The sequence below is a fragment of the Rhodococcus sp. AD45-ID genome, from assembly GCF_003023755.1.
Classification (GTDB): Bacteria; Actinomycetota; Actinomycetes; order Mycobacteriales; family Mycobacteriaceae; genus Rhodococcus_F; species Rhodococcus_F globerula.
In genome coordinates, this window is the sequence record NZ_PYHL01000001.1 from 935,297 (window position 1) to 960,497 (window position 25,201).

Annotated in this window: 25 protein-coding genes; 5 read left to right on the forward strand and 20 right to left on the reverse strand. The window is 61.9% G+C overall.

Translation table 11 applies throughout. The annotated features are described in order from the left end of the window. Window positions 1–57: 57 nt before the first annotated feature. From C7T36_RS04160 to mftA, 7 genes are all read right to left on the reverse strand, one after another. Complete coding sequence (locus tag C7T36_RS04160) at window positions 58–2,007, reverse strand: mycofactocin system FadH/OYE family oxidoreductase 2 (protein WP_045070885.1); 1,950 nt, start codon at window positions 2,005–2,007, stop codon at window positions 58–60. Then, a complete protein-coding gene (locus C7T36_RS04165) occupies window positions 2,007–2,828 on the reverse strand; it encodes a mycofactocin-coupled SDR family oxidoreductase (RefSeq protein ID WP_045070887.1) in 822 nt (273 codons plus the stop codon). The genes C7T36_RS04160 and C7T36_RS04165 overlap by 1 nt, the downstream gene beginning before the upstream one ends. Further along, the gene (locus C7T36_RS04170; protein WP_045070889.1) at window positions 2,825–4,768 is read right to left on the reverse strand and encodes a mycofactocin system FadH/OYE family oxidoreductase 1; all 1,944 of its coding nucleotides are present in this window, start codon (window positions 4,766–4,768) and stop codon (window positions 2,825–2,827) included. Before C7T36_RS04170 ends, C7T36_RS04165 begins: the two co-directional genes overlap by 4 nt. 26 nt (window positions 4,769–4,794) lie before the next feature. Beyond that, window positions 4,795–5,973 carry a pre-mycofactocin synthase MftD gene (gene mftD, locus C7T36_RS04175; RefSeq protein WP_045070891.1) on the reverse strand — a complete coding sequence of 393 codons (1,179 nt, stop codon included), beginning with the start codon at window positions 5,971–5,973 and terminating at the stop codon, window positions 4,795–4,797. Between the two features lie 40 nt (window positions 5,974–6,013). Beyond that, complete coding sequence (gene mftC, locus C7T36_RS04180) at window positions 6,014–7,228, reverse strand: mycofactocin radical SAM maturase (RefSeq protein ID WP_033236399.1); 1,215 nt, start codon at window positions 7,226–7,228, stop codon at window positions 6,014–6,016. A gap of 75 nt (window positions 7,229–7,303) precedes the next feature. Then, window positions 7,304–7,591: a mycofactocin biosynthesis chaperone MftB gene (mftB, locus tag C7T36_RS04185; protein WP_033236400.1), complete on the reverse strand. Its 288-nt coding sequence runs from the start codon at window positions 7,589–7,591 to the stop codon at window positions 7,304–7,306. Then, window positions 7,576–7,671, reverse strand: coding sequence for a mycofactocin precursor MftA (gene mftA / locus C7T36_RS04190; protein WP_072782308.1), 96 nt, complete (start codon window positions 7,669–7,671; stop codon window positions 7,576–7,578). The genes mftB and mftA overlap by 16 nt, the downstream gene beginning before the upstream one ends. A 103-nt stretch (window positions 7,672–7,774) precedes the next feature. Here mftA and mftR point away from each other — a divergent pair, with 103 nt between their 5' ends. After that, the gene (mftR, locus tag C7T36_RS04195; protein ID WP_033236401.1) at window positions 7,775–8,374 is read left to right on the forward strand and encodes a mycofactocin system transcriptional regulator; all 600 of its coding nucleotides are present in this window, start codon (window positions 7,775–7,777) and stop codon (window positions 8,372–8,374) included. An 11-nt stretch (window positions 8,375–8,385) separates the two neighbouring features. After that, on the forward strand, window positions 8,386–9,210 hold the full coding sequence (gene mftM, locus C7T36_RS04200) for a mycofactocin oligosaccharide methyltransferase MftM (RefSeq protein ID WP_045070894.1): 825 nt from the start codon (window positions 8,386–8,388) through the stop codon (window positions 9,208–9,210). A 3-nt stretch (window positions 9,211–9,213) separates the two neighbouring features. On the opposite strand, the gene C7T36_RS04205 is transcribed toward mftM, so the two are convergent. Beyond that, window positions 9,214–9,423 carry a DUF4287 domain-containing protein gene (locus C7T36_RS04205; RefSeq protein WP_033236403.1) on the reverse strand — a complete coding sequence of 70 codons (210 nt, stop codon included), beginning with the start codon at window positions 9,421–9,423 and terminating at the stop codon, window positions 9,214–9,216. Between the two features lie 41 nt (window positions 9,424–9,464). Then, complete coding sequence (locus C7T36_RS04210) at window positions 9,465–9,908, reverse strand: DUF6314 family protein (RefSeq protein ID WP_045070896.1); 444 nt, start codon at window positions 9,906–9,908, stop codon at window positions 9,465–9,467. 73 nt (window positions 9,909–9,981) lie between these two features. Between C7T36_RS04210 and C7T36_RS04215 the strand changes: the two genes are divergently transcribed. Next, on the forward strand, window positions 9,982–10,452 hold the full coding sequence (locus C7T36_RS04215) for a MaoC/PaaZ C-terminal domain-containing protein (protein WP_045071242.1): 471 nt from the start codon (window positions 9,982–9,984) through the stop codon (window positions 10,450–10,452). A gap of 8 nt (window positions 10,453–10,460) precedes the next feature. Here C7T36_RS04215 and C7T36_RS04220 read toward each other — a convergent pair whose 3' ends face one another. Continuing rightward, the gene (locus C7T36_RS04220; RefSeq protein WP_045070899.1) at window positions 10,461–12,125 is read right to left on the reverse strand and encodes an ABC transporter permease; all 1,665 of its coding nucleotides are present in this window, start codon (window positions 12,123–12,125) and stop codon (window positions 10,461–10,463) included. After that, on the reverse strand, window positions 12,122–13,057 hold the full coding sequence (locus C7T36_RS04225) for an ABC transporter ATP-binding protein (protein WP_033236405.1): 936 nt from the start codon (window positions 13,055–13,057) through the stop codon (window positions 12,122–12,124). The genes C7T36_RS04220 and C7T36_RS04225 overlap by 4 nt, the downstream gene beginning before the upstream one ends. A gap of 68 nt (window positions 13,058–13,125) precedes the next feature. Between C7T36_RS04225 and C7T36_RS04230 the strand changes: the two genes are divergently transcribed. Continuing rightward, complete coding sequence (locus tag C7T36_RS04230; RefSeq protein ID WP_033236406.1) at window positions 13,126–13,614, forward strand: GbsR/MarR family transcriptional regulator; 489 nt, start codon at window positions 13,126–13,128, stop codon at window positions 13,612–13,614. Here C7T36_RS04230 and C7T36_RS04235 read toward each other — a convergent pair. The 7 genes from C7T36_RS04235 to mdo form a co-directional block, all read right to left on the reverse strand. Beyond that, the gene (locus tag C7T36_RS04235; RefSeq protein WP_045071244.1) at window positions 13,611–14,315 is read right to left on the reverse strand and encodes a response regulator transcription factor; all 705 of its coding nucleotides are present in this window, start codon (window positions 14,313–14,315) and stop codon (window positions 13,611–13,613) included. The genes C7T36_RS04230 and C7T36_RS04235 overlap by 4 nt on opposite strands. Then, on the reverse strand, window positions 14,315–15,697 hold the full coding sequence (locus C7T36_RS04240; protein ID WP_045070901.1) for a GAF domain-containing sensor histidine kinase: 1,383 nt from the start codon (window positions 15,695–15,697) through the stop codon (window positions 14,315–14,317). The genes C7T36_RS04235 and C7T36_RS04240 overlap by 1 nt, the downstream gene beginning before the upstream one ends. Window positions 15,698–15,710: 13 nt before the next feature. After that, window positions 15,711–16,853 (reverse strand): iron-containing alcohol dehydrogenase, encoded by a 1,143-nt coding sequence (locus C7T36_RS04245; protein ID WP_230590363.1) that lies wholly within the window; start codon window positions 16,851–16,853, stop codon window positions 15,711–15,713. A 316-nt stretch (window positions 16,854–17,169) separates the two neighbouring features. Next, complete coding sequence (locus C7T36_RS04250) at window positions 17,170–17,493, reverse strand: hypothetical protein (protein ID WP_045070904.1); 324 nt, start codon at window positions 17,491–17,493, stop codon at window positions 17,170–17,172. 41 nt (window positions 17,494–17,534) lie between these two features. Next, a complete protein-coding gene (locus C7T36_RS04255; RefSeq protein WP_045070907.1) occupies window positions 17,535–19,052 on the reverse strand; it encodes a VWA domain-containing protein in 1,518 nt (505 codons plus the stop codon). Continuing rightward, complete coding sequence (locus C7T36_RS04260) at window positions 19,049–20,131, reverse strand: MoxR family ATPase (RefSeq protein ID WP_033236410.1); 1,083 nt, start codon at window positions 20,129–20,131, stop codon at window positions 19,049–19,051. Before C7T36_RS04260 ends, C7T36_RS04255 begins: the two co-directional genes overlap by 4 nt. Window positions 20,132–20,217: 86 nt before the next feature. Next, window positions 20,218–21,492, reverse strand: a complete 1,275-nt coding sequence (gene mdo, locus C7T36_RS04265) for an NDMA-dependent methanol dehydrogenase (RefSeq protein WP_033236488.1) — start codon at window positions 21,490–21,492, stop codon at window positions 20,218–20,220. A 362-nt stretch (window positions 21,493–21,854) separates the two neighbouring features. Here mdo and C7T36_RS04270 point away from each other — a divergent pair, with 362 nt between their 5' ends. Further along, window positions 21,855–22,910 carry a ferredoxin--NADP reductase gene (locus tag C7T36_RS04270; protein WP_033236411.1) on the forward strand — a complete coding sequence of 352 codons (1,056 nt, stop codon included), beginning with the start codon at window positions 21,855–21,857 and terminating at the stop codon, window positions 22,908–22,910. Here the strand turns inward: C7T36_RS04270 and C7T36_RS04275 are convergent. Together C7T36_RS04275 and C7T36_RS04280 are read right to left on the reverse strand one after the other, a co-directional pair. Beyond that, window positions 22,894–24,138 (reverse strand): glycosyltransferase family 87 protein, encoded by a 1,245-nt coding sequence (locus C7T36_RS04275; RefSeq protein ID WP_045070911.1) that lies wholly within the window; start codon window positions 24,136–24,138, stop codon window positions 22,894–22,896. The genes C7T36_RS04270 and C7T36_RS04275 overlap by 17 nt on opposite strands. An 83-nt stretch (window positions 24,139–24,221) precedes the next feature. Beyond that, complete coding sequence (locus C7T36_RS04280) at window positions 24,222–24,968, reverse strand: DNA alkylation repair protein (protein WP_033236412.1); 747 nt, start codon at window positions 24,966–24,968, stop codon at window positions 24,222–24,224. Window positions 24,969–25,201 lie beyond the last annotated feature (233 nt).

The following is a 25,201-nucleotide window of genomic DNA, read 5'->3' on the forward strand; positions in this document are numbered from 1 at the left end:
GCAACCACCATGTGCACCGGGGATCAAACACGCCCCGGTGCACACGCCTGCGTGCGATTAGAGGCTCACTGCAACCCTGTGACCTTCAATGACGGCACTGTGCGAACGCCTCGGCGACAGAGCATCACCAATTCGGTAGACCTCGAAGGAACTGCCATGCAGCGCATTCCACAGTTCATCCACCGGTTCCTGCTGCGTCGCAAACACCACCCAGTCCGCAGCAACAGACTCGGAGACTCCCGTGGGATGGTGCACCAGTTCGACAGTCACTGGACCTTCGCCGTGCACGGCGGTCACCATCAGATCCGTACGCTGAACTATCGACTTCTCATGCGCCCGACGGTTCCAGCCTTCGAAATCCAAAGTGATACTCAAATCTTGGGCCACAACCATCCCGTTGGTGGCGATCGTGACGGCGCACCCGCGATCTGCGAGGAACTCCGCCACCGACGCGCCCTGGTGGAATCCCAGTTCGTCGAACACCAATACGGAACCGCTCGGCAGCACCTTCCCGTCGAGCACGTCGCGAACACCCACAACTCTGCGCAGGTCGCCCGCCCACACCGGGCGCACCGGCTTTGCTCCCGTCGCCACCACCACCACATCGGGGGCCAACTCGATCAGCCTCTGCGCTGTCACTTCAGTATCGAGTTCGATGGCGACTCCGTCTCTGCGGCATTCGGATTCGAGGTTTCGGATCAGATCACCCAGTTCCCGGCGAGCAGGCATCACGCAGGCAGTACGGATCTGGCCACCAAGAACGGCGTCGCGCTCGAACAGCGTCACCCGATGCCCACGCTGCGCGGCGGTAGCCGCTGCCTGCAGACCAGCCGGCCCGCCGCCGACAACAACTACGCTGCGGCCCTGCAACCGCGGCCGGGGTAAAGCAACGGACTCTCGTCCGGCCCGTGGGTTCTCCGTGCAGCCCAACCAACGGTTGAGCCCCATCCGTCCGACGCATTCTTGGTTGCAGGAGAGGCAGGTTCGCACCTGCGAGGGCTGGCCCGCGCGTGCCTTGTTCACAAAATCAGGGTCTGCGATCTGACCACGCACTACCCCCACTAGATCGCACAGCCCCTCGTCCAACGCCTGCTCAGCCTGTTCCGGTGACTTGAATCGGCCGACACCGATCACGGGAAGTGACACCACTTCCTTGATCGCCGATGGAATGAAGTTCGCGTAACCTTTCGGCACCGCCATCGATGCCTCGATCAAATGCAAAGTCTCTGTGGCCATGCCGATAGCGGTGTTGATGTAGTCGACCTGACCGTCGGCTTCCACCAGCTGCGCAGTCAGGACCGCGTCAGGCAACTCGATACCACCGCTGGTTCCTTCGTAACCGCTCAGACGAACTCCGAGAATTCGATCAGGGCCGATGGCGCGGCGAAGAACTCGCAACACTTCCAGGAGGAACTGGGCACGGTTCTCAGTAGCACCGCCGTACCGATCCGTTCGCTGGTTTGTCGACCGCGCCAGAAATGCTCGGACAATCGACGACTGCGACGCCTGCAATTCCACGCCGTCGAACCCGCCGGAGATACAGTTGCGCGCGACCAGCGAAAAACCGTCGAGGATCTCCGCGATATCGCCGTCGTCAACAGCTTTGGGGACTTCCCGGAACAGTGGATCGGCTATAGCACTGGGCGCCCAGAGCGGGAGCCTCGAATACGTTCCGGCGCCCTGTCCTCCATTGTGATTGATCTGAGCGAGGATCACCGACCCGTGCGCATGCACGGCATCGGTGATCCGGCGATAGCCCTCGACCACCTCGGGCCTGTATCCGGCGATCATCTTCTCGTACGGTCGATCCGACGGATGAGTCGAATGTTCCTCACTGATGATCAAGCCGGCGCCACCTCGCGCCCTCGCCTCGTAATACGCGGCATGCTGCGCCGTCGGCAACCCGTTCTCTGCATAGTTGGTCAGGTGCGCAGAGAACACCACCCGGTTACGCAGGGTGAAATCGCGCAGGCGCAGCGGCTCGAAGAGGCGAGGATATGGCGTCATCAGACCTTGGAGTTACCTTGATCAAGAGCGATGTGGCTTGCCGTCACGGTGCGTGAACCGTCACCGGCCAACCACACGACGGTATCGGAGATCTCGTCGGGCTCGGCAAAAGCCGTCTCCGTGAGAATGGGGGTGAAGTTCGGGAGGTATTGCGGGTAGTTCTGGAACACGGCGAGAGCGCCCTGATCAACACCCATCGGGGTATTGACCCCGTACGGATGGATGGAGTTGACGCGAATCCTGTACTCCCCCAGTTCCTTTGCCGCTGCCTGAGTGAGACCGACCAAACCGAACTTTGCGCTTCCGTAGTGCGCCTGACCGGGCATCGCCTTCAGTCCGGCGACCGAACTGATCACGACGATCGAACCACCACGCCCACCCTCGATGATGGACGGCACGGCCGCTTTGAGCGTTTTCCACACACCGGTGAGGTTGATGTCGATGAGGGTTTCCCACTGCTCGTCCGACATCTCCCAGAATCGATTCCAGTTGCAGACGCCCGCATTGGCCACCACGATGTCGAGTCGACCGAACTGCTCGACTCCGTCCTTCACCACAGCAGCGAGCGCGGCACTGTCTCGAACGTCAGCCTCACGCGCGAGGATCTTGCCACCCTCGGCCTCGACCAGGCGGACGGTCTCAGTGAAGTCTTCCGGGGTCGCTGCGTCGTAGGTGTTGTGCTCGGCAACAGCACTGCAGACGTCGATCGCAATGATCGACGCGCCCTCCCTGGCCAAGCGAATTGCGTGTGAGCGGCCCTGACCACGCGCCGCGCCGGTAATGAATGCAACACGGCCTTCGAGTGAACGTACCTGGGTCATGAATCGATCCTCTCCACGGAATTGAAACCTGTTCCAGTAGTAAACCCTGCGCGGCGCCCTTCGTGGATGGATTCGAGAACAGTTCTCGGAGCAATCGTGTCGCCGACGCCGGCCCACACCGAATAATCGCCTGCCGAATACTGCAGGGAGTTGTCAGGCAATCGAGGCGAGCAGTCGATCACGGTCGCGCACCGGATTTCTGCAGCGACATCCGTGTAGACGTTCTCGACGTGCACACAGCCGTCGACAACCGCACGTACCCGCGAGGAACACACTCGGTTCACCCCAGCCTGCTGAAGTCTGGTGTTCGCTCCGACAAGGTCGCCACTCATACCCAACCGCGAACCGACGATTGTGTCAGGTGTGACGATCGAGACGTCGAGTCCGCACTCTGCCAACTCCTCCGCAAGCGCAACGGCTACCGGCCCACCCAACGGATCCACAAGAACAACAGGGCCTTTGATCGAATCGCCGCCAAGCCTCTGCGCCTGCGCCGCGTCCATCCAGAGAACGGATGTGTCGACGGAGTACGTCGGCGGCCTGGGAATACTGCCCGACGCGATCACCACGCCTCCACGGCCTCGTGCGTCGTCGATCTCCGGTGGGCTGACTGTGTGCTCGGTCAGCATGGTGACGCCGCTGCGACGGCATTCGTCTTCGAGCCACTGTGCAAGCAAGGAAAATCGACTGCGCCCCTTCCCCTGCGCAAAGGTTCGGATCATCCCGCCGAACCGTGACGATTGTTCTGCAACGGTGACGGCAGCGCCGCGCCCGGCCAGGATTCGTGCAGCTTCCAATCCCGCAGGTCCGCCCCCGACCACAAGCACCGGGCCGGTAATCGAATCCTGCTCGCGCTCATCAGGATCGATCGTCTCGAATCCGGCAGTCGGATTTCCGACGCACGTCACCACCGGATTACGCGGATCGCGCACGAGGCACGTTTGATTGCACAGAACGCACGGACGCGGCTGATCTCCGCGGGCTGACTTCACCACCAGGTCCGGGTCGGCGATCTGCGCTCGGGTCATTTCCACAAAATCCACATGCTCGAGCGCGTCATGGGCGTCCGCGATGTCGACGACGCTCCCCTGCAACACAACCGGAATCGAAACTGCGGCCTTGACGGATCGGCACAGTTCACGATTGAAGTTCGGTTCTGCGTGAAAGTCCGGGCGATACCCCGCGGTCGAGTAGAGACCGCCGCGCACCACAACCAGCAGATCGAGATACCGTTCCAGTTCACTGGCATACCCGACCGCGAGCTCCGGCGTGACGCCCGCCCACGGCGCCTGCTCGTCGCACGACATCCGGAGGGAAACCACACGGTTCGCACCGACAGAGCCGCGAACTGCGTGCAGGACTTCCCGCAGCAGCGTCAGCCGATCACGTCCGTACCTGTCCCCGCGCGTATTGGTCAACCCCGAAAGGAACTGCCGCAGAATGCTTCGCGGGCCGGCATCTATCTCGATGCCGTCCATCCCGGAGTTCACCGCAAGCGCTGCCGATGTACGGAAACCCTCGACCACAGCGTCGATGTCGTTCTGTTCCATCATCATCGGCAGCTCGCGTGTCACCGGATCAGCGACCCTCGACGGCCCCCACAGAACCGACTGCGAGTAGGCGCTCGATCCCTGCATCCCGGTGTGCCCCAGGCTCGCGAGGACCAGGGAGCCGTGCGCCGCGCATGCCGATGAGATCGCTCGCCAACCCGGCCCACACCGAGATGCCAGCGGCGCACGCTCGTATGGCCAGTCGTTCTCCAGAACCGACGCCGTTTCGGTGACTACGATCCCGGCTCCGCCCTCGGCGCGGCGCTGGTAGTACGCGCGGTGCCGATCCGAGAAACCTCTTCCCACAGCAAGATTGGTCTCGTGCGGACCGAAAACAACCCTGGACCGGACAAGGTGTCCGGCCAGGGTTGTGTGTTCCTGAAGGCTCAACTCACAGCTCGATCAGAGCCAGAGGTTCAGCTCGCGCCCAGCGTGCGGGTGAAGCCCTCCGGAATGACCAGGTCATCTTTGCTGAGCTCGGTGATGGACGAGTGGCCGAGACCCATGAGTCCCGAGTCGATGCCCATACGCATGAGGTCGAGCACGTTCTCGACACCGGCCTGACCGTTTGCCGAAAGGCCCCACAGGTACGCGCGGCCGAGCATGACTGCCTTGGCTCCGAGCGCAAGAGCCTTGACGACGTCGCCGCCGCGTCGGATGCCGCCGTCGAGAACAACTTCCACCTGATCGCCCACAGCTTCGGCGATCCCCGGGAGCACACGGATCGGCGCCGGGGTGCCGTCGAGGTTGTTGCCACCGTGGTTGGAGACGGAGATCGCGGAGACACCGGCGTCGACTGCACGCTTGGCGTCGTCGATACGCATGATGCCCTTGAGCATGAACGGGCCACCCCACTGCTCACGCAGCCACGCGATGTCTTCCCACGTCGGAAGCGGAGTCTGCATCCACTCGCCGTACGCGCCGAAGAACGTCGGTGCCGGCTGGCCGGGAGCCGCGAGGTTGGGTGTTGTCAGGTCCGGGATCTTGCCGGTCTTGGCGAACTCCAACAACCACTTCGGGCGCATGATGCCTTCGGGCGCGAACTGGAACATGGCCTTGAGGTCCATCTTTTCGGGGATGGACGGGCTGCCCCAGTCGCGGCCGTACGAGAAGGACCAGTCGGTGGTGATGATCAGGCCCTTGGCGCCGGCAGCGCGAGCGCGCTCCATACGCTGTAGGAGCACGTCGCGGCTACCGACCCAGTACATCTGGAAGAACACCTGCGGGTTGGCCGCAGCGACCTCTTCGATGGACTTGCTGGCAAAAGAACTCAGGCCGATGGCCGTTCCCCGCGCCGCAGCGGCCCGTGCAACCGCCACCTCACCGTCGGGGTGCACTGCCTGCACACCGGTCGGCGAGATCATCACCGGAAGCGAAATGTCCTGCCCCATAATGGTGGTGGCCATGTTCCGCTCGTTCGGCAATCCGGCCGCGTGCGGAGCGAAACCCAGTTCGCTGTATGCCGCGACATTGTCGTCGACGGTCAGACCCTTTTCGGATCCAGCCACCAGCGCTGCATACACGGACTTGGGCAACCTCTTCTGCGCACGTCGCTGTGCTTCAGCGACGGTCTCGAAGAATGCGTTCTTTGCCATCAATCAAACCTCTCGTATCGCAAGTAGCCAGAAAAGCTACTTACATTCCCGCTAGCGGGTTTTCGTCACAAATCTTGGCGGGGGGACGCATCATCAGTGTCAAGGGCACCGATGCGCGCGGGGTTTTACGTTGACCTGATCGTGAGTGGTCGACGCTGGACTTGGGGATCTCTCCCGCGCCGGCCAACGCCATTTCACCGTTTCCGATGACGCATTCGGGATCGGGTCCGTCCATCGGCAGGCCGGTGAAGAACTTGGCTGCCATGCAGCCGCCGCGGCAGGAGTCGTAGTGGTTGCACTTGCTGCACGCGCCACCGGTCTGCGGCGAACGCAGTTCCTGGAACAGGTCCGAATGCTGCCAGACGTGCTGGAAGCCACCGTCTTTCACGATGTTGCCGGCGAGGAACTGATCGTGAATCGCGAACGGGCATGCGTAGACGTCACCGACCGGGTCGATCAGGCACACAACTCGGCCCGCGCCGCACAGGTTCAAACCGGGCAGTGCATCGCCGAACGCAGAGAGATGGAAGAAGGAGTCGCCCGTCAGGACGCCCTCACCGTTGGCGACCAGCCAGTTGTAGAGCTCACGCTGCTGCTCGGGACGCGGATGCAGATCGTCCCACACATCGGCGCCGCGGCCTGAAGGACGCAGGCGAGTGATGCGCAGGGTCGCGTCGTACTTGTCCGCGAGAGCCTTGAACTCGTCGAGCTGGCTGACGTTGTGCCGCGTGACGACTACGGAGATCTTGGCGTCCTTGAAGCCGGCTTCCTTCAGGTTGGCAAGCGCACGCTCGGCCATCGCGAACGAACCAGGCCCGCGCACAGCATCATTGACCTCAGCGGTGGCGCCGTCGATGGAAATCTGCACGTCGACGTAGTCACTGGCCGCAAGGCGCGCAGCAACCTTCTTGTCGATCTTCACGCCGTTGGTGGAGAACTTCACGCCGACCTGGTGGTCCGTCGCGTAGTCGACGAGCTCCCAGAAATCGGAACGCACGGTCGGCTCACCGCCACCGATGTTGACGTAGAAAACCTGCATACGCTGCAGCTCGTCGATGATGGCCTTGCACTGCTCGGTGCTCAGCTCGTTGGGGTCGCGGCGACCCGACGACGACAGGCAGTGCACGCAGGACAGGTTGCAGGCGTAGGTAAGTTCCCACGTCAGGCAGATGGGGGCGTCGAGTCCGAGTTCGAACTGATCGACGAGGCGACCCACCGGTGCCGGTGTGGAGGGATGTTCAAGAACTGAGGTCATGGCTGTGTCCTCGCAAAGAAATGAAGCGGGCGAACGTGCAGAGGGCTGTTCCGCACGTGGGAGCGAGCGAGCGACTCAGACAGGCACAATCATGTGCGAGTCGGCGAGAGTGCTCAGCGCGCGGGCATATTGGGGAGCCGCGTCATCTTCGATGCCTTGCGCACGTAGTGCGGACCGGACATCAGGATGGTCTGGCAACGCCTTGACCACCGCAACGATGGTCGTGTTCTTCAGGAACGAGAGCTTGCGCGTTCCGAAGTGGTAGAGCAACGCCCCGAAAGGTTCGGGGCGAAGCGCTACCTGCGGGTGGAGTTTCCACCCCGCATCGAGATTCAAAGCAGGCACGGTCAGTACACGCCGCACATGCCGTCGATCGAAACCTCTTCGACCAGCGATTCTTCGATGAGGTCGTTGTCGAGTGCCTTATTGTCACGATCGGACATGGATTCCTCCTGAATCTGTGGTCACGAGTGGGACTTCACTGTGACTCGGTTCACCACTGTAATGGCATCGAGTGCAGAATGACAGACTGGGAGCAGAAAAAGTATGCGAAGCCGCAAAAACCCGTCCGCTCGGATAGGTCGTCGCCCCTCCACTACCAGGGAGGGAATCAGCACGGTCGGCATCGAACTCTTTTCCACGCTCGGCTTCAACGAGGTCAGTGTCGATCAGATCGCCGACGCCGCCGGAATCGCTCGCCGGACGTTCTTCCGCTACTTTCCGTCCAAGAACGCTGTGCCATGGGGCGACTTCGACGGTCATCTGGCTCAGATGCGTGAACACTTCAATTCGCTGCCCGAGGACATGCCGCTTGTCGACGCCCTCGAATCCGCACTACTGACGTTCAACACGTTTCCCCCGGAAGAGACTGCTGTGCACCGTAACCGGATGGAACTCATCCTCACCGTGCCCACGCTTCAGGCATACTCGGTGGTGATGTACGAAGGCTGGCGCCAGGTTGTCGCCGAGTACGCTGCCAAGCGAATGAACCTCGAACCGACCGATCACGGTCCGCGGACTGTGGGCTACCTTCTGCTCGGTGTCGCGATGGCCGCCTACGAACAGTGGCTCACCGACGACGCACTTGAACTACCCGAACTTCTGCGAACCGGAACACAGTCCTTGCGCACCGGTATCAGCATCTAGGAAGGCCCACCATGTCAGCACCCGCCGCACCGGTCATGGATTCACTTGCGCCCTCGACACCCGGGCGATGGTCGTTCGGCCACGTCACGGTCGAGCGGGTGGCGTCAGGTCCCCTCACTCTCGATCGCAGTGACGGCACGCTGCTGGTGCGGCATTCCCTGACTGCGGACGACCTCAGCGAACGGCTCGTCGCTGGCGTGACCGCCTCGATCCAGGACGCCGACTTCGGGCAGGACGAATTCGAACTCACGATGGTGGGACTGGTTCGCTCCACCGTCGACGGAGCCCTCGAATCATGGACCACCTACTACCGGAACTCACTGCGCGAACTCCTGGACGGCAGCGCCGATTTTGCGCCCATCCACGAGAAAGCACACGAACTCGTGCGCGGCTCCGTCCTCGACCTCGGGTCGTGTTTCGGATTCCTGCCGTTGCGCCTCGCCGGCGCCGGAATGGACGTCACTGCGACGGATATCCTGCCCGGAACCATGATCCTGCTCGACGCGGTTGCCCCAGAACTGGGTATCACGATCAACACACTGATCTGCGACGCCGGTGAGGTACCAACACCCGACAAGAGTGCGGATACCGTCACGGCAATTCATCTGCTCGAACATGTCGACAATGCCGTGGGAGAGAAGGTGATCGCGCAGGCCCTGCGGATCGCCCGAGAGCGTGTTGTCATCGCCGTCCCGTTCGAGGACGAGGCAACTGCATGCCACGGGCACATCCGGACCTTCGACCTCGAATCACTGCGCGCCGTTGGCGAGAAGACCGGCGCGGCGTTCGAGGTGTTCGAACATCACGGTGGATGGCTGATACTCGATGCGCGGTAAGTGCTAGCCGGCATCTTCCTTCAGGGTATGCGCCACTAGAGCATTGGCATGTCCGTGCCCCAGCCCGTGCTCGGACTTCAGCCAGGTGACCAGTTCCATGTGCTTTGTCAGGTCGGAACTGCGAATCAGCTCCTGCCACTCGCTGATCGGCCGTCCGTATTTCTTCTCGATCGACGGAAAATACGACGCTGGGCCTTTCACCGGTTCAGTCATGACCCGGAATCTACAGCCGCCATGCGTGCGTCGCGCGTCATTTACGACGATCTCGCGAGGTGCGTCGTCATCGTGTAGTCCTTGCTCGGCCCGGTCACCGTCCACTCGACGGACCACGCAGCCTGCGCGTCTGTTGTGGCTTCCTCGACATCGATGTCGATGCGGCCCCGGTATGTATCTGCGCCGCACAGATGCTCGACGTCGTCTCCCGGCGCCCAGTCGTGAAACTCTCGACCGTCCTCGAAGGTGACTGCCCACTCGCCGTCATGCTGCTCGATGAACAGAGTGCGGAAAACCGGCAACTCCAGGTCGCCGTCGAACAATGTCCCGCTTTCGAACCAGCGCAGTCGGCCGTCACCGGCATCTTCGATGGTGGTTGTTCCCGTGACGCGTTTTGTAACTTCTGCACGGCGGTCGACGATCCTTCGTTCGAAGTTCCACTCCCCTACCAGTGCGTTTGGATCGAGGTGCCTGTCGTTGACCATCTCCCGATTCTAGTGGCTCGGTAGGTGGCGTATGTTCCGAGTACAGGCCTACCCGCAGGAGATCCAGAAGAACATGAACGATTCTGCCGCCCTTCACCATCGCTCCGTCTACGCCGAAGATCTTCGGATCGGCCAGATCATGGAGTTGAGTTCATACACGGTCTCGGAGCAGGAAATTGTCGACTTTGCGACGCAATGGGACCCTCAGTGGTTCCACACCGACAAAGAGGCCGCCGAATCCGGCGTGTTCGGCGGCTTGATCGGCAGCGGAGTACACACTTTGGCAATTTGTCAGAGACTTGTGGTCGCAAGCATTTACGACCGATGGAACGTCATTGCCGGCAAGTCCATGCGCGACGTACAGTTCCTGCGCCCACTCCGTCCCGGCGACACCTTGAGCGGCACGCTCACCGTTGACGACGTAGTACTCGACACGCGCTCGCGTGGACTGGTGACTACAACCGCCGAATTGGTTGATGCGCAGGGTAATCGCATGTTCCAGGTTGTCACAGACGCGTATCTCCACTGTCGACCGACATCGTGACCGAGCCGCTACATTCGGATGTCTCGGCGTGCAAACGCAGCAATCGCCGACGCACCGAGAGCTAGTGCCAGAGCGGTCAACACAACCAGCGGCAAAGCGGTCACGGCTTCGGCGGGTGCGGTGGGAACGTGAGTGAACGGTGAAAGGTCCAGGACTACTTGGGGAAGCTTGAACAGCACGCCGAATTGCCCGAGAACGATGCAGGCCGCAAAAATACCCCACGACAGCGACGACGCAATCGCCGGAAACAGTCCGAAAACCAAAGCCACGACTGCAAGAACGACCAGCACTGCCGGCAGATAGGCCAGCGCCGCGCCTGCCATCCGCACAGTGTTGCCCGCGATATCGTCGGTAACCAGACCGAACGCGAACCCGGTGAACACGCCCGCAAGAATGTGCGCGAGCACCACCCCGCCGACAACGGTGCTTACGTGCGAAAGCATCCACTTCCAGCGCGGAAGTGCCGTGGACAACAGCGGTTCCAACCTTCCCGAGGATTCTTCGCCATGCATGCGGAGAATGCTCTGAACCGCATATGCCGCAATGACTATCGACAGGAAACCCAACGCGGTCGCCAGGTAGGAATCGACCAATGCGGCTGATCCCCCACCGAGCTGCTCGAAAAGGTCAGCAGTCTGCTGCGACGAACCCACCAACTGGTCGATCTCGTTTCCGACTGCCCCGTACGAGAATCCGAGAATGACTACCGAGAATAGCCACCAGAACATCGTCACTCTCTGCATGCGCCACGCCAGACCCCACGCCGACGGCAACCAGCGCGCCGCGACCGGTGGCCCCGGCCTCGGCTGGACCAGTCCCGCTCCCTGGTCACGATGACCGATGAGCACAAAGGCAATCCCGATGTGAACTACGGCAAAACCGAAGAGCAGCAGCAGTATCCACCAGGCGTTGTCGTCGTACGGTCGTATCTGCTGCGCCCACCCGATCGGCGAGAGCCACGACATCCACCCACTGACCACGCGGGTACCGTCGTCGACCACGGTGCTGTCGACGTCGCCGATCGCCCGTAGCATGAACGCAATTCCGATGGCCGCGCCCGCGATACCGTTGGCCGTGCGAGCACCGTCCGTGATTTGAGCCGCAACAGCCGCAACGCCGGCAAACGCGATACCGGTGCCGCCGATCGCCGCTCCCAGCGCCAGCGAGCCGTCCGCCGGAAGCCCGATGGCCACCAGACCGATTGCACTGGCAAGAGCCAGAACGATATTCGCACCGATCGTGACAACAAGTGCCGACGTCAGTAGCGCACGCCTACCGACAACCGCCGCACCGATCATCTCGGCGCGCCCGGTCTCCTCGTTCTGCCGAGTGTGGCGCACCACCGCCAGCGTGCTCATCAATGCCGCTGCCAACGCAAACACCAGAACGCCCTGGCTGGCAACTATCGCGCCCTCGGAGTATCCCGACACGATGCCGTTGGTGGCCAACGCCACGGGTGAGACTGCGGATCCGACTGCAACGGAACGCAATTCCTCCGGAGTGCTGTACAGTCCACCCACGCTGGCAGCGACAAAAATCAGAAACACGGTCAGCGAAATCAGCCAGACCGGGAGCTGAATTCGATCGCGTCGCAAGGCAAGCCGAACCAACCGTGATGTACCGGTGAACTGGGTACCTTGGTGAACGTCGACCGGGCTGATCGTGGCAGTCACGGCCGCGCCCCCGATTCCGCTCGCAGATGCTCCGAACTCTCCTTCGCTCGTTCGTCCCCGTAATGACGAAGGAACAGTTCTTCGAGAGTTGGCGGTGTGGACGTCAGCGCCACGATCCCGAAGCCGACAAGGTGTTCCATCAGTGCGCCGAGCCGAACACTGTCGACCTCACACTTCGCGTGATCACCATCGACGAGCACGTCGTACGTGCCCTCGAAGGCGTCGAGTCCGGCGACCGGTGTGCGCGTCGTGACCGATACCGATGTACGGGTCAGATGCCGCAGTTCCGACAGCGTTCCGGACTCCACCGTTTGCCCTTCACGGATGATGCTGACACGATCGCACAGCGCTTCCACCTCTGCCAGAATGTGGCTCGACAGCAAAACCGTCTTCCCGGCATGGGCCAACTCGTGAACGCAGTCCTGGAAAACCGCCTCCATCAACGGATCGAGACCGGACGTCGGTTCGTCGAGAACATAGAGTTCGACGTCCGAAGCGAACGCGGCAACGAGTGCCACTTTCTGCCGGTTGCCTTTCGAGTATGTTCTCGCCTTCTTTCTGGGATCGAGTTCGAAACGATCGAGTAACTCTGCGCGCGTAGACACATCGATCCCGCCTCGCAGGCCGGCGAGTAGGTCGATGGCCTCACCTCCGGTCAAATTCGGCCACAGATTCACCTCGCCCGGCACGTATGCCAGACGCCGATGCAGGGCGACGGAATCACGCCACGGATCGCCGCCGAGGACCGTTGCTTCGCCGGAATCCGAACGCAGCAGGCCGAGCAGTACCCGAATGGTGGTCGACTTGCCTGAACCGTTCGGCCCGAGAAATCCGTGAATCTCGCCTTCGGAAACCTCGAGATCCAAGCCGTCCAACGCTCGGGTTGGTCCGAACGTCTTGACCAGGTCTTTCACCGAAACTGCGGCACCCATGAATTCGACCGTACGCTGATTTCACAAATGTGTGAAGATAGAAAAACGTAAAGATCGGACACTCCCCGATGACCGACATGACCGCCCGACATGAACCGCCCGACCATCCCGACAAGAGCCGGCACTTGGTCGAGCGCCTCTCGCTGGTGCTGATCGACATGGGCTTCCCGCCCATGCCGGCACGCGTCTGGGCAGCTTTGATGACCAGCAATCAGCCGTCGTCGACTCCCGGCGATCTCGGTGAGGTGCTCGGCGTGAGCGCGGCAGCCATTTCCGGCGCGGTGCGATACCTGCTACAGGTCAGCCTGATCGAACGCGACGCCGTTCCGGGATCAAGGCGTCAGCACTACCGCGTCAGTGTAGACCTGTGGGCCGACGCGTTTGTCACCAAACAGTCTGCGCTGTACCAGGTATCGGAGGTAGCAGCAGAGGGCATTCGCGTCCTTGGCGAAGGCACACGCGGCGGCGACCGGATGGCCGACCTTCGCGACTTCTTCGACTTCATGGCCGCGGAGATGCCGCGGATGCTGGCCGACTGGCGAGCAACGCGCGTCTAGATCAATCCCTGTTTGCTGGCCGCATAGACTGCCTCGGCACGCCGACTCACCTCGAGTTTGCGCATGATATTGCTGACATGGAACTTCACCGTCGTCGGTGAGATGAACAATCTCTCACCGATCCTGATGTTGGACAATCCATTTGCGAGCAGCCGCAGGACCTCGAGTTCGCGATCCGTCAACCGGTCCTTGGTTGTGGACTGGCCGTTCAACGAGCGCACCACAGCGGAAGCACTACGCGAGTCGAATGCACTCTCGCCGCGAGATACCGCCCGGATTGCCCGGACCAGTTCGGTGGTGTCGACGTCTTTGACAACGTATCCACGCGCCCCGGCGTGCACAGCGCGAACCACCAGTTGGTCGTCGAGAAATGTGGTGAGAACCAGTAACCCGAGTTTCGGATGCGCCACGGACAACTGCGAGCACAGCGTCAATCCCTCGTAGTCCGAACTCGCCGAGAGTTTGAGGTCCATGAGGACGATGTCGGGACTCACCCGATCGACAACCGACAATGCCTCCGGCAACGACGATGCCTCGCCGACAATGCGCAGATCGTTTTCCCTCTCGAGCACCGATCGCAGCCCTTGCCGCAGTATCGCGTGGTCGTCGACGAGCACGATCCGAACTACGCGACTCTCGGTGGGCCGGACAGGATCTCTGTGCCCGACGTGGCCGGCGGAGACGGGGCGTGCTGTGGTCATCATTCCTCGATCTCGGTTGTGGGACAGGCATCTTCGGCGCCGGTCTCAGTATCACTGTCAGGCTTGTCGGCGAGCGGCACCCGAACCAACACTTGGACTCCCCCGATCCTCGCGCGACGAACATCGAGCGTGCCACCCAATTCGCGTGCCCGGGACTGCATGTTGGCCAAGCCCCTGTGCCGCCCGTCGAGATCGTTGCTCGCCGCCAGTTTGAGGATCAATCGCATCCGCGCGGGGTCTCCGTCACCGTCGTCCGAGATGGACAAGACCACGGTATCGGTGCGATACGTCAACCGGAGAACCGCCCGAGTGGCGTGGGCGTGAACGGCGGCGTTGAAGAGTGCTTCGCCCGCGATCCGCAGCAATGCATGTTCGGTTTCACCGGGAAGCTCGGCCGGTGTGCCGCCGACACGAAGACTTACGGCCAACTCGTCGGGCATGTGGACCACGCTGAGTTGCTCGAGCATCTCCGGTAACGAGGTCCGGCCTTCATCCGACGAGTGGTTGAGCGCGTAGATCGCCGAGCGCAGTTGCTCCACGGCCCGCCTCGTCAGATCCTTTGCCAGATCCAGTCTTTCACTTCGCTCGGCGTCGGGAATGTCACTGCGGCACACTTCGATCTGCATACCCGCTGACAGCACCGCCTGGGTCACGCTGTCGTGGAGTTCACGGGCGATACGATGGCGTTCGTCGTCGACGACCTGGTGCCGGTGCGCCACCCCGAGTTGACGTTGCGTCGATTCCAGCTCACTGTTTCGCACCGCCAGATCGGCGGCAGTTCGATTGGCCTCGGCAAATGCCTCTTCGGCACGCGACAACAAGAGTTGTCCGCGCTGATACAGAGCCGAATTCTGCAGCGCAACAGCCGTTTGACTGGCCAAGATGCTGAGAACTGCGCCGTCGGTGGAATCGAGCGTGCGATTCTGCGGAGTCCAGGCCGCAAATGCGCCCACAACACCACCCCCGAGCACGATCGGCACAAACGCGTAGTGCGGATCGACCACGGAATTCGATTCGATACTGCCGCACCGAATGTCGTTGAGACAATCCACGACGTCGTCCGGCAGCGGTGGACCCTCGACGTTGTCGACCAGGAACGGAGTCGCGTCCGGTCCGAGAACCAACCGTCGCGGCCCCGCGTCAGGCAAGGTGCCGTCGGCGAGCGCAAAGACCACCCACTGCGCACTCAAATGTGCACGCGCGGCCTCGGCAACAGCACAGACCAACGTCTCCGGGCCGTCGACTGTTCTCACCAGCGCCCGCGAAATCAACTCCAATGCATGCACGACGCGCTCGAGTCGTTCAGCCGCGCCGCGGTACTGCGGATAGAAAGTGCTCTTCCCCGAACGTAATCCGGTGAGCCTCGACAGGTCTGCGGTCATGATCTCGCCCGATTCACAGCGCGCTCCGGAACAAGGCCACCATCTGTTCCTGAGTGGCTTCACGCGGATTGGTGGACATGCACGCATCACGCAGTGCAAAACTTGCCAGGCGGCTCAAGTCCTGCTCCCGAACACCCAACTCCGCCAAACCCTTCGGGACACCGACCTCACGGGCAAGCCGCTCGACGCGATCCGCCACCGCCAACGCGGCTTCTTGCGCACTGCCACGTTGCTCCGGAAGGTTCAGCGCCGCAGCAATTGCCACGAACGGCGCCGCGTCGGTCGTGGAATTGAAACGAATGACGTGCGGAAGCAAGATCCCGTTGATGACGCCATGTGGGAGATCCAGCATGCCTCCGACTTGATGACTCATCGCATGAGCCGCGCCGAGAATCGCGTTGGTGAAGGCAAGACCGGCCTCGAGACTCGCCTGAGCCATGACGGATCGCGCTTCCATTTCCATCGGCTCATGAATTGTGCGCACCAGATTCTCGGTGACCAAGCCGACCGCTCGGAGTGCGTGATGATCAGTGAGCGGATTGTGGGCAAGCGATACGAAAGCCTCGATGCCGTGCGTCAACGCATCCAATCCGGTTGCCGCATTGAGCCACTCGGGCATCGTTGTGAGCAAACGTGGATCGATGACGGTGACATCCGGAACCAACGCTCGCCCGATGATCGTGATCTTCGTACCCCGAGCGGTGTCCGTGACTATGCAGAACTGAGAAACATCTGCTCCGGTACCCGACGTGGTCGGGACCATCACCAGGGGCGGAATCGGCTTGGTCGCCTGATCGACCCCCTCGTAGTCGAGTATGTTTCCGCCGTTTGCGGCCAGAACCGCGACGCCCTTGGCCGCATCGATGACAGACCCACCGCCGAGCGCGATGATGACGTCGCACTCGCCCTCCTGGTACACCCCGAAGCCGGCCGCAATCTCGTAGTCCTTGGGATTGGGAGTCAGCCCAGCCCAGACCGTCGGCTGCAGCCCCTGCTCGGCCAAGTGCGCCTCGAGTTCACTGACCCATCCCGATTCGACCAGGCCCGGGTCGGTGACGAGAAAGGGGCGAAAACCGCCGAATCGGAGGGTTGCGTGAGCGGCTTCGACCAGGGAACCGATGCCGAACACAATTTCCGGAGCATGGAACTTCACCAATCTGGCAGCGGTGCCACGGCGGTGTTCACCTGCGTCATGGCGGTGTTCACCTGCGTCACGGCGGTGTTCACCTGCGTCACGGCGGTGTTCACCTGCGTCACGGCGGTGTTCACCTGCGTCAACAGCGTCCGGAACATCCACCGACACGGCTCCCACTCTCCTCTCGCCCGGCGCCGAGTCTGTGATCCACTTAACAAGCGCCGGTTCCGAGACTACGCGGGCATCGACGGACACACACCCGCCCAAGGAGAGGTGAATACCTACCCGATCGGGTAGGTACTGTCTTTATGCCTCGACCGTGCGTCCAGGGAGACCCTTACTCCTGACGACGACGATCCCGCCCGCCGAACAGCACGAACACGATGCCGGCGAGCAAGCCGACCACGGTCGGTCCGAGGACCAATCCGGAATACAACCACGGCGCAGGCTCTGCGGGGTACAGGTCCATAAAGCTGGCTCCGGTGAAACCAGGCTCGGGATCGAAGTATGCGCCGCCAGTGAGGATGTGCGGCGATGCCAACGATTGCCACCACCACTGGAAGACTCCCAGAGCAACAAGGCCGCATACCGCACCGACTACCGTCAGCAGCAGTATCGGTTTCCAGCGCAGCGCCGACTTCTCGGCCTTCGTCACCGTCATGGATATCAGTACATCACTACTCTCGGATTGCTTTTCACACCTCAGCGAAGTGCGTGACCCAGTTCCGCCGCCTTGGCCATCAGCTGCGCGGCATCGCGAGCCACCACCACCTCGTCACAGATCTTCGAGTACTCCGGCATCGCACACGACGCCTGGTTCCAATATCGCTGTGGTTCCGGCGTGATCCAGGCCAATCGATGAACCTTGCGTCGTAGTTCCTCGAGCTTCTCCACTTGCGGAGGTAATCCGTTGCACCGCCCGTCACCGACGATGATGACGGACGTTCGTGAGTTCAAGGCGTTGCCGTGCTCGTCCAGCAATTCGGTGAGTACTCGCCCGTAATCACTGCTGGCTTCCAGGTCCAGACCTGGATGCGCCAGGACCGCTGCCAGAGCGCCGTCACCACTGCTGGCGAGCAGGGTGTCCGTGACGTCGACGGGTCGATCGACAAAGGCCAGCACCTCACAGCGGTCGGCGCGCCGGTGCATCGCCTGGGCCAGCCTCAAGGTGAACGCGGTAACGGGCCGGACCGACAGCGAGACGTCGGCGATCAGCAACAACCGAACCCGATCGGGGCGAGGAGCTTTCACCACCAGATGGAAGGGAATGCCGTCAGTCCGCAAACTCGACCGTACCGTCCGCCGCATGTCCAAACGCCCACGGGAGCGTTCGCGCGGTCGCGGTCTCGCGGGGCCTCGCATCCGGCGCAACACTTCGTGGCACGCAAGTTCGACGTCGTTATGTGAGGGGCCTGCGGCCGCCTCACTGTCAGGGGCATCGGGAGCGGACTCCGCCAGGGCAGCGGCGGAGAGCGCCTGAACAAATGCTTCGACAGCTTCGACCAGGCGGTTCAGCTGCGCCTGCGTCAGCGGTCCGTCATCGGAGACGTCCGCATAGGCCTTGCTGGGATCGTACGCGTCGAGCCACGCGAGAATGGACGTCGGATCGTCCCAGGACAACGAACCCACCACAGCGGCAGCAACACTCGTACTGAGATCACCGACTACAGCCGACGACGCTCTGTCCACGTCCACGGTGTAGCTGACCCCCCGTCGCCCCGTTTCGGAACCGGTATCCACCGACAGTTCAGCATCACTTGACGTCATCGACACATCGTCGTCGTCCTTGTGCGGGTTGAATCCCTTCTCCGCCTCCGGAGTATCGAAGTAGTCACCCACCTCGGCGGCACGCTCGTTGTACTCCGCGTAGCGGCCGACTTCCTGATCCTCGTCGATACCGAGTGCGGTCGGCAGACCGTCGGCCACTTCCGTTCTGGACGCAATGCGATCTGCCGTCTTGCCGTCTCGAATCGGACGGAACAACGCGTCGAATGCCCGATCGAAGCCCGGTTGCTCGTGAGAGTACTTGGCGCACACCGACCGCAGGCAGGCACGCAAGACATCACGATCCGACGCCCCGACCATCGCCAGGACCCGCCGGACCTCGATGACCTCAGCGGGCGACGCCGATACTCCGGCCGCCCTCAGCAATCGGCCGAAGCTCGCCGACACCACGTCGAGGACAAACGACGGCTTTGCGGTAGAGCTGAGCATTGTCATCGCGACGAGCGGAGTCCGCTGCCACCGCGGATCCCTTGTTGATGCGAATCCCGCCCGCCGGTCCCCCGGAACACCGCTGTCGTCGTGTTCGCGGGCTTGCTTGCGACAGTGGCACGTTCGACTGACTCCCCGCCGTTGTGGGACTGTGACTCCAGCGCTGTTCCGTCGAATCGTTCCTTCGCAAGCGTCACATCCGACGAGTACTTGAGTAGCGCTGCCAGCAAGATGTCGCGCACCGTGGCGTCCGACGACACCCCCAGGCCGCTGGCTGCGAGAACCGTTGCCGCCCTTGCCGCATCGATCACCTCGGAGATCGACGGGCTCTTGCGCAGCGGAAGGTCACGCAGGATTCGAGCCAGTTCGACTACTTCGGAGGCGGTGGCTTGATCAACCTCCGGCGCACGGGCGGTGACGATTTCACGCTCGCGCTCGGACGTCGGGTAGCCGAGATGGTAGTGCAGGCACCGACGCTTGAGCGCCGGCGAGAGTTCACGAGTATCGTTGGACGTCAAGATGACCCAGGGCTGCGACCGGGCCACGAATGTACCGACCTCGGGAATCGTGATCTGCTGCTCGGCCAGAATTTCCAGGAGAAGCGCCTCCATGGACTCCTCGGTGCGGTCCACTTCATCGACCAGAAGCACGACCGGTTCCGGTGACAATATCGCCTCGAGCAACGGCCGGACCGACAGGAAATTCTCTGAGTACAAACCGAAATCCTGATCTGCCAGAAACTTCGACGCGTCAGCGACGCTGTCGAACTCGGCCACCTGATCGCTGATCCGGTCACGGAGCATCTGCACGTGCAGGAGTTGCTTTGCGTAGTCCCATTCGTAGAGCGCCCGATTGTCATCCAAACCCTCGTAGCACTGCAATCGCACGAGCTTTCGTCCACCGATCGCGGCCAGCGATTTCGCGAGTTCCGTCTTGCCGACCCCGGCCGGTCCTTCGAGCAGGAGTGGACGCCCCAACGCCGTCGCAAGGTGAACTACCACCGCAAACTCGTCGTCCGCGATGTAGTCCTGCTCGCGCAGCGCATCTTTCACTTCGACGCCGGTGGAGAAAGTGCGATTGGACATGGAACACCTTTCAATGGGGGGCAAGCCCCACGTGCGCCTTTCTGGTAGCGCGGGCTACCAGAAAGGCGCACGGGGCCGAAGGCCCGTTAGAAGTAGGACTTGTTGATCGCGTGATCGACAACCGGGATCATCGACTCCACGGTGACCTCACGGGGATTGCCCGGGGTGCACCAGTCGTCCTGAATGTGCTCGGAGATGGCGCGCACAGTCTTCTCGTCACCCTTGATGACATCACCACGACCCTCGTACTTCTTGGTGTTCATCTGGTTCTTCGCGTACGAATCGGTGCGCACCTGACCGAAGTTGTCAGGGATACCGACATCCTTGGCCAGACGGATCGCGGCCTCGACGGCAGCGTCGGCGGCCTGCACCGTCGTGAGGTTGCGGGTGTCGACACCGAGAGCTCCCGCCAACTGGGCGTAACGCTCGTAGCGCGAGGGCAGGTTGTACTCCCACACCCGAGGCAGCGCGATGGCATTGTTCAGACCGTGGTGGCTGTCGAAGAAAGCGCTCACCGCGTGGGAGATCGAGTGAACGATTCCGAGTCCGCCGGAGTTGAAGGCCTGGCCGGCAATGTACTGCGCGTTCATCATTCCCTCGCGGGCCTTGAGGTTCCGCGGCTCGAAGACAGCCTCGCGCAGGTTCTTCGCGACCAACTCGACCGAGTAGATCGCGTTGCCGAGCGACGGCGCAAAATCCAGGCGAGACACGAAAGGCTCACTGCCGTGGGCAAGTACGTCGAAGCCGCAGTACGCGGTGAAGTGCTGAGGGCAGGTGTAGTAGAGCAGCGGGTCGTCGACCGCGAGGGTCACGATGGTCGCCTCGTCGAAGCCCACCCACTTGTGCGGGTTGTTCATGTCAGACGTGTCGGTGATGACGTACGCCCATGACGTCTCGGAACCCGTACCGGCTGTGGTGGAAACGGCGATGTGCGGAGGGTTCTCCTTGTTCGTGGACTTGGCAAATCCCTCGAACTCGTTGATGTTGCGACCGTCGTGCGCGATCACGACGCGGGCACCCTTGGCGGCGTCGTGGCTCGAGCCACCACCGATCGAGATGATCGAGTCGCACTTCTCCTTCTGGTAGAGCGCCGCGGCCTCCATGACGTTGTAGTCCTTGGGGTTGGACTCCACCTTGTCGTAGAGAACCACCTCGACGCCCTGGTACTCGATCTTGCCGATCAGTTCTTCGATGATTCCCGAGCCGCGCAGACCCGTCGTCATCAACAAGGTGCGCTTGAACCCGAGGTTCTTGGCTTCGACGCCGATGATGTCGTGAGCACCCACACCCATGAGTGCGCGGGGGAACGGATGAAATTCCTTGATCGGGAAGTCCCAGATCTGATTGAGCTCGATTGCCATCTTCTTTGCTCCTCGCGAATGCGTGACTGTGACGGTGGGAGTGATTGAAAGCCGCTTGTTTGTGATCGGCATCTCATCTGCACTCCACTGTGGACCGGCCGACAGCCCGAACCCACAGTTCGCTGCGATTACCGCCCGGACGCCGCCCCCGAACCGCCCATTCGGGCAGGTTGTGACCGCCCCGGCCCGCCAGGCGCCCCCATCACGATCGGTCTGATTCCCGCTGATCGGGAACGTTTTGCCGCGCGACTAGGATCCCCAGTAGCTTTTCATCACTGCTAGCATTGAACTAGAACATGTTCTACCTGCAGCATTTCACTGACCTGCGCATTACCCAGCTTCACGAGAGGACTTGCTTCGCGATGACGACAGTCGAGGTACCGCACAGCTCGCGATCGGCGGTACTCACCGTGTCCGGAGTCGTGGAAGAGACTTCGGACGCCCGGTCGCTGGTATTCGAGATCCCCGCAGACCTGAAGGGCAAGTTCGACTACAAGCCCGGACAGTTCCTCACCCTGCGCATCCCCAGCGACCAGACCGGTTCTGTTGCCCGGTGCTACTCCCTGGCCAGCTCACCGTTCACCGACGACGCCCCCAAGGTGACCGTCAAGCGAACCGTCGACGGCTATGGCTCCAACTGGCTGTGCGACAAGGTTCAGGTCGGCGACACCATCGAAGTGCTGCCGCCCTCCGGTGTGTTCACCCCCAAGTCGCTCGATCACGATTTCCTGCTCTTCGGCGCGGGCAGCGGCATCACCCCGGTGATCTCGATCCTCAAGTCCGCTCTCACCCAGGGCAGCGGCAACGTTGTCCTCGTGTACGCCAACCGTGACGAGAAGTCCGTCATCTTCGGTGCAGAACTCCGCGAACTCGCGGCCAAGTACGCCGGTCGGCTGACCGTCGTTCACTGGATCGAATCGGTCCAGGGACTCCCGGCTGTATCGCAGCTGGCAACGCTGGCCAAGCCGTTTGTCGCCTACGAAGCCTTCATGTGTGGCCCCGGCCCCTTCATGGACGCCGTGCACAACGCACTCGCCGAAGCCGGCATGCCCCGCACACAGGTCCACGCCGAGGTCTTCAATTCACTCGCCGGTGACCCGTTCAAGGACGTCGAACTCGCCGAGGTCACCGACGAAGAAGCAGCAGACGCCGCCACGGTCGAGGTCGAACTGGATGGCGAAACCCACACACTCGTCTGGCCCCGCAAGCAGACCCTCGTCGACATCATGCTCGCCAAGGGCCTCGACGTGCCGTACTCCTGCCAGGAAGGCGAATGCGGCTCCTGCGCCTGCACCGTCACCGAAGGCGAAGTGCAGATGGACAACTCCGAGATCCTCGACGCCGAGGACATCGCAAACGGATACATTCTCGGATGCCAGGCAAAGCCTGTATCCGACAGCCTCAAGATCGAGTTCTGACACCGGATTCTTCGATACTGTTCGGCCCCTGATTCCCTTCGGATTCGGGGGCCGAAGCGTTTTCCCCGAACGCCGAATTCTGCCCGAACACAGTGTCCGGCCGTGGCCGCATCTGCCACAAAGCAACAATTGCCGCTGCGCTGACCAGGATGAAACCCTCCCGCAAGATCGCTCCGACCGGCACGAGCAGCGCCGACGCGTCCATCAACTGCTGTCCCATACTCGGTCCGCAATAGACCACCACCAGAGCTGCAACAAAAACCGCGACACCACGACGCGAACGCAGCCGGAACAGTATCGTGACCGCCGCCGGGATCAGGTACACCCAGTGATGAATCCAGCTGATCGGCGACAGAATCGGCGCGCTCAACCCGATCACCAGTGCCGCGTCGACGCTACGGCCGTCGAGGTATATCCGCCTCGCAATCCACAGTGCCGCTGCGCCGACCAGCACGATCAACGGCATCACCACCGCATCCGTCCAGGAACCCAGCGCAGCCAGAGTGCCCTGCAGCGAGCCGTTACCCGAACTGGCAATCGCCTCGCCCGTAAGATCCACGCGGCCACTCAAACTCCACACGACTTCGGTCCAGAAGGTTCTGCTCAGCGCCGGATCAACCAGTGCGGCAGCAACAGTGGCAGCGGCCGCACCCACAGAACTCCAGATCGCCAGTCGCCATTGCCGTGTCACCACGAAGTAGACGACGAACAACCCCGGAGTCAGCTTGATCGCGGTCGCAACGCCGATCAACAGTCCCCGCGGGAAGTACCGGCCGAGAATCGAATTGTCATCTCGGGTGATGTCGAACAGCACCAGTGCCATCAACAGCAGATTTACCTGACCGAACGAGATGTGCGCGCTGACCGTCGGTGTCACCGACACCCCGATCAGAAGTGCCGCCATCACCAACGGCCGCAAGCGAACCCACCTCGGAGTGAAGCGCGCAACCGTCCACGCCACCAGCAGAATGCACAGAAGCGACCACAGAAGGTACGCAGTCCACCAGTCGAAAAACGCTGTCGGCCACAACAACAACACTGCAAACGGCGTGTAGGTGAACGGCATTCCCTCAGGCTCGATCATCGGACCGAACAAGTTCCCGGAATAGATGTCACCGCCACTGGCAAACTTCTCGACAGCGTAGCGATAGACGAGGAAATCGACAGGTTCGACGGCTCGCACGACGTACACCAGATATGCCAGCACCACGCATGCTGCCGCGAGCATCGACGCGATGGTTGTCGCTGTAACTAGTCGAGCTGAGGAGGCCTGCACCTCTCGATCGTGTCACAGACCGTTACGGCAAAGTCTCACACCGGCGCACGGAGCGACCGAAAATGCGTCCGCTCCTCCGCACTGAGGTGCTCACACGCATAGCTCAATGCGGTACGACCCATGTCGTGCGCATGCAACTCCAGGAACCCGGTCAACAAACCCCGGTCGACGCGTTTGCCCACCTCACGCAGCATCCAGCCCATCGCTTTCTGCGTCAGATCACGACGATCGTCGAGGACGGACGCCGCGAGCTCGAGAGTTGTCGACGCGTCGCCCCGCGTGATGAAGCCGTACGTGGTCAACAGCGCCACTCGCCGACGCCACAGGTCGCCCGAATCCGAGAGCTCGAACACCAAGCTTCGGTTCCGATCGAACAACCATCCGCCGAGAATCTGACCGGCCGACGAATCGACCAGGTCCCAGTTGTTCACCCGCCCACGCTCCACCGCGTCGAGGTAGAACTCGGCGATCGTGCGTCGAGCTTCGGCGTCGAAAGACCTCTGCCTGCTTGCCTTTTCGAACTGCGCCACCAGAATCAACAGGCCGGCGAGACGATACTCGTGAACTTCGCTGTCGAGCAGCACACGCACTTCGCTCAACTCGAGACCGCCGAACCGCTTGACCACAGTCCGTGTCTTGGGCACCCGAACGCCGATGAAGACGTCGCCTTCGCCGTACTCCCCCGGCCCGGTCTTGAAGAACCGCTGAAGGTGAACAGCATCCTTCGGATCGGACAGGTCGGCCAACGCCTCGCACACCACACGAGCACTCAGATCACCCATGCCGACACGATCTCACAACTCACAGCGTCCTCACATCGAACGCCCCAGATAGGCACAGCCTGGTCGGCAACACTGAAACCATGCTCACAACCGCACTGGCCTTCACCACACTCACGCTCATGGCGCTCTCCGGCCACATCGCAGCCACCGCCCCGCGCGGCCTGGTCGCGGCCCGCACCCCTGATCACAAATCTTGAAACAAAGTCGAACTTGCCGACACCGCGTGAGATCTG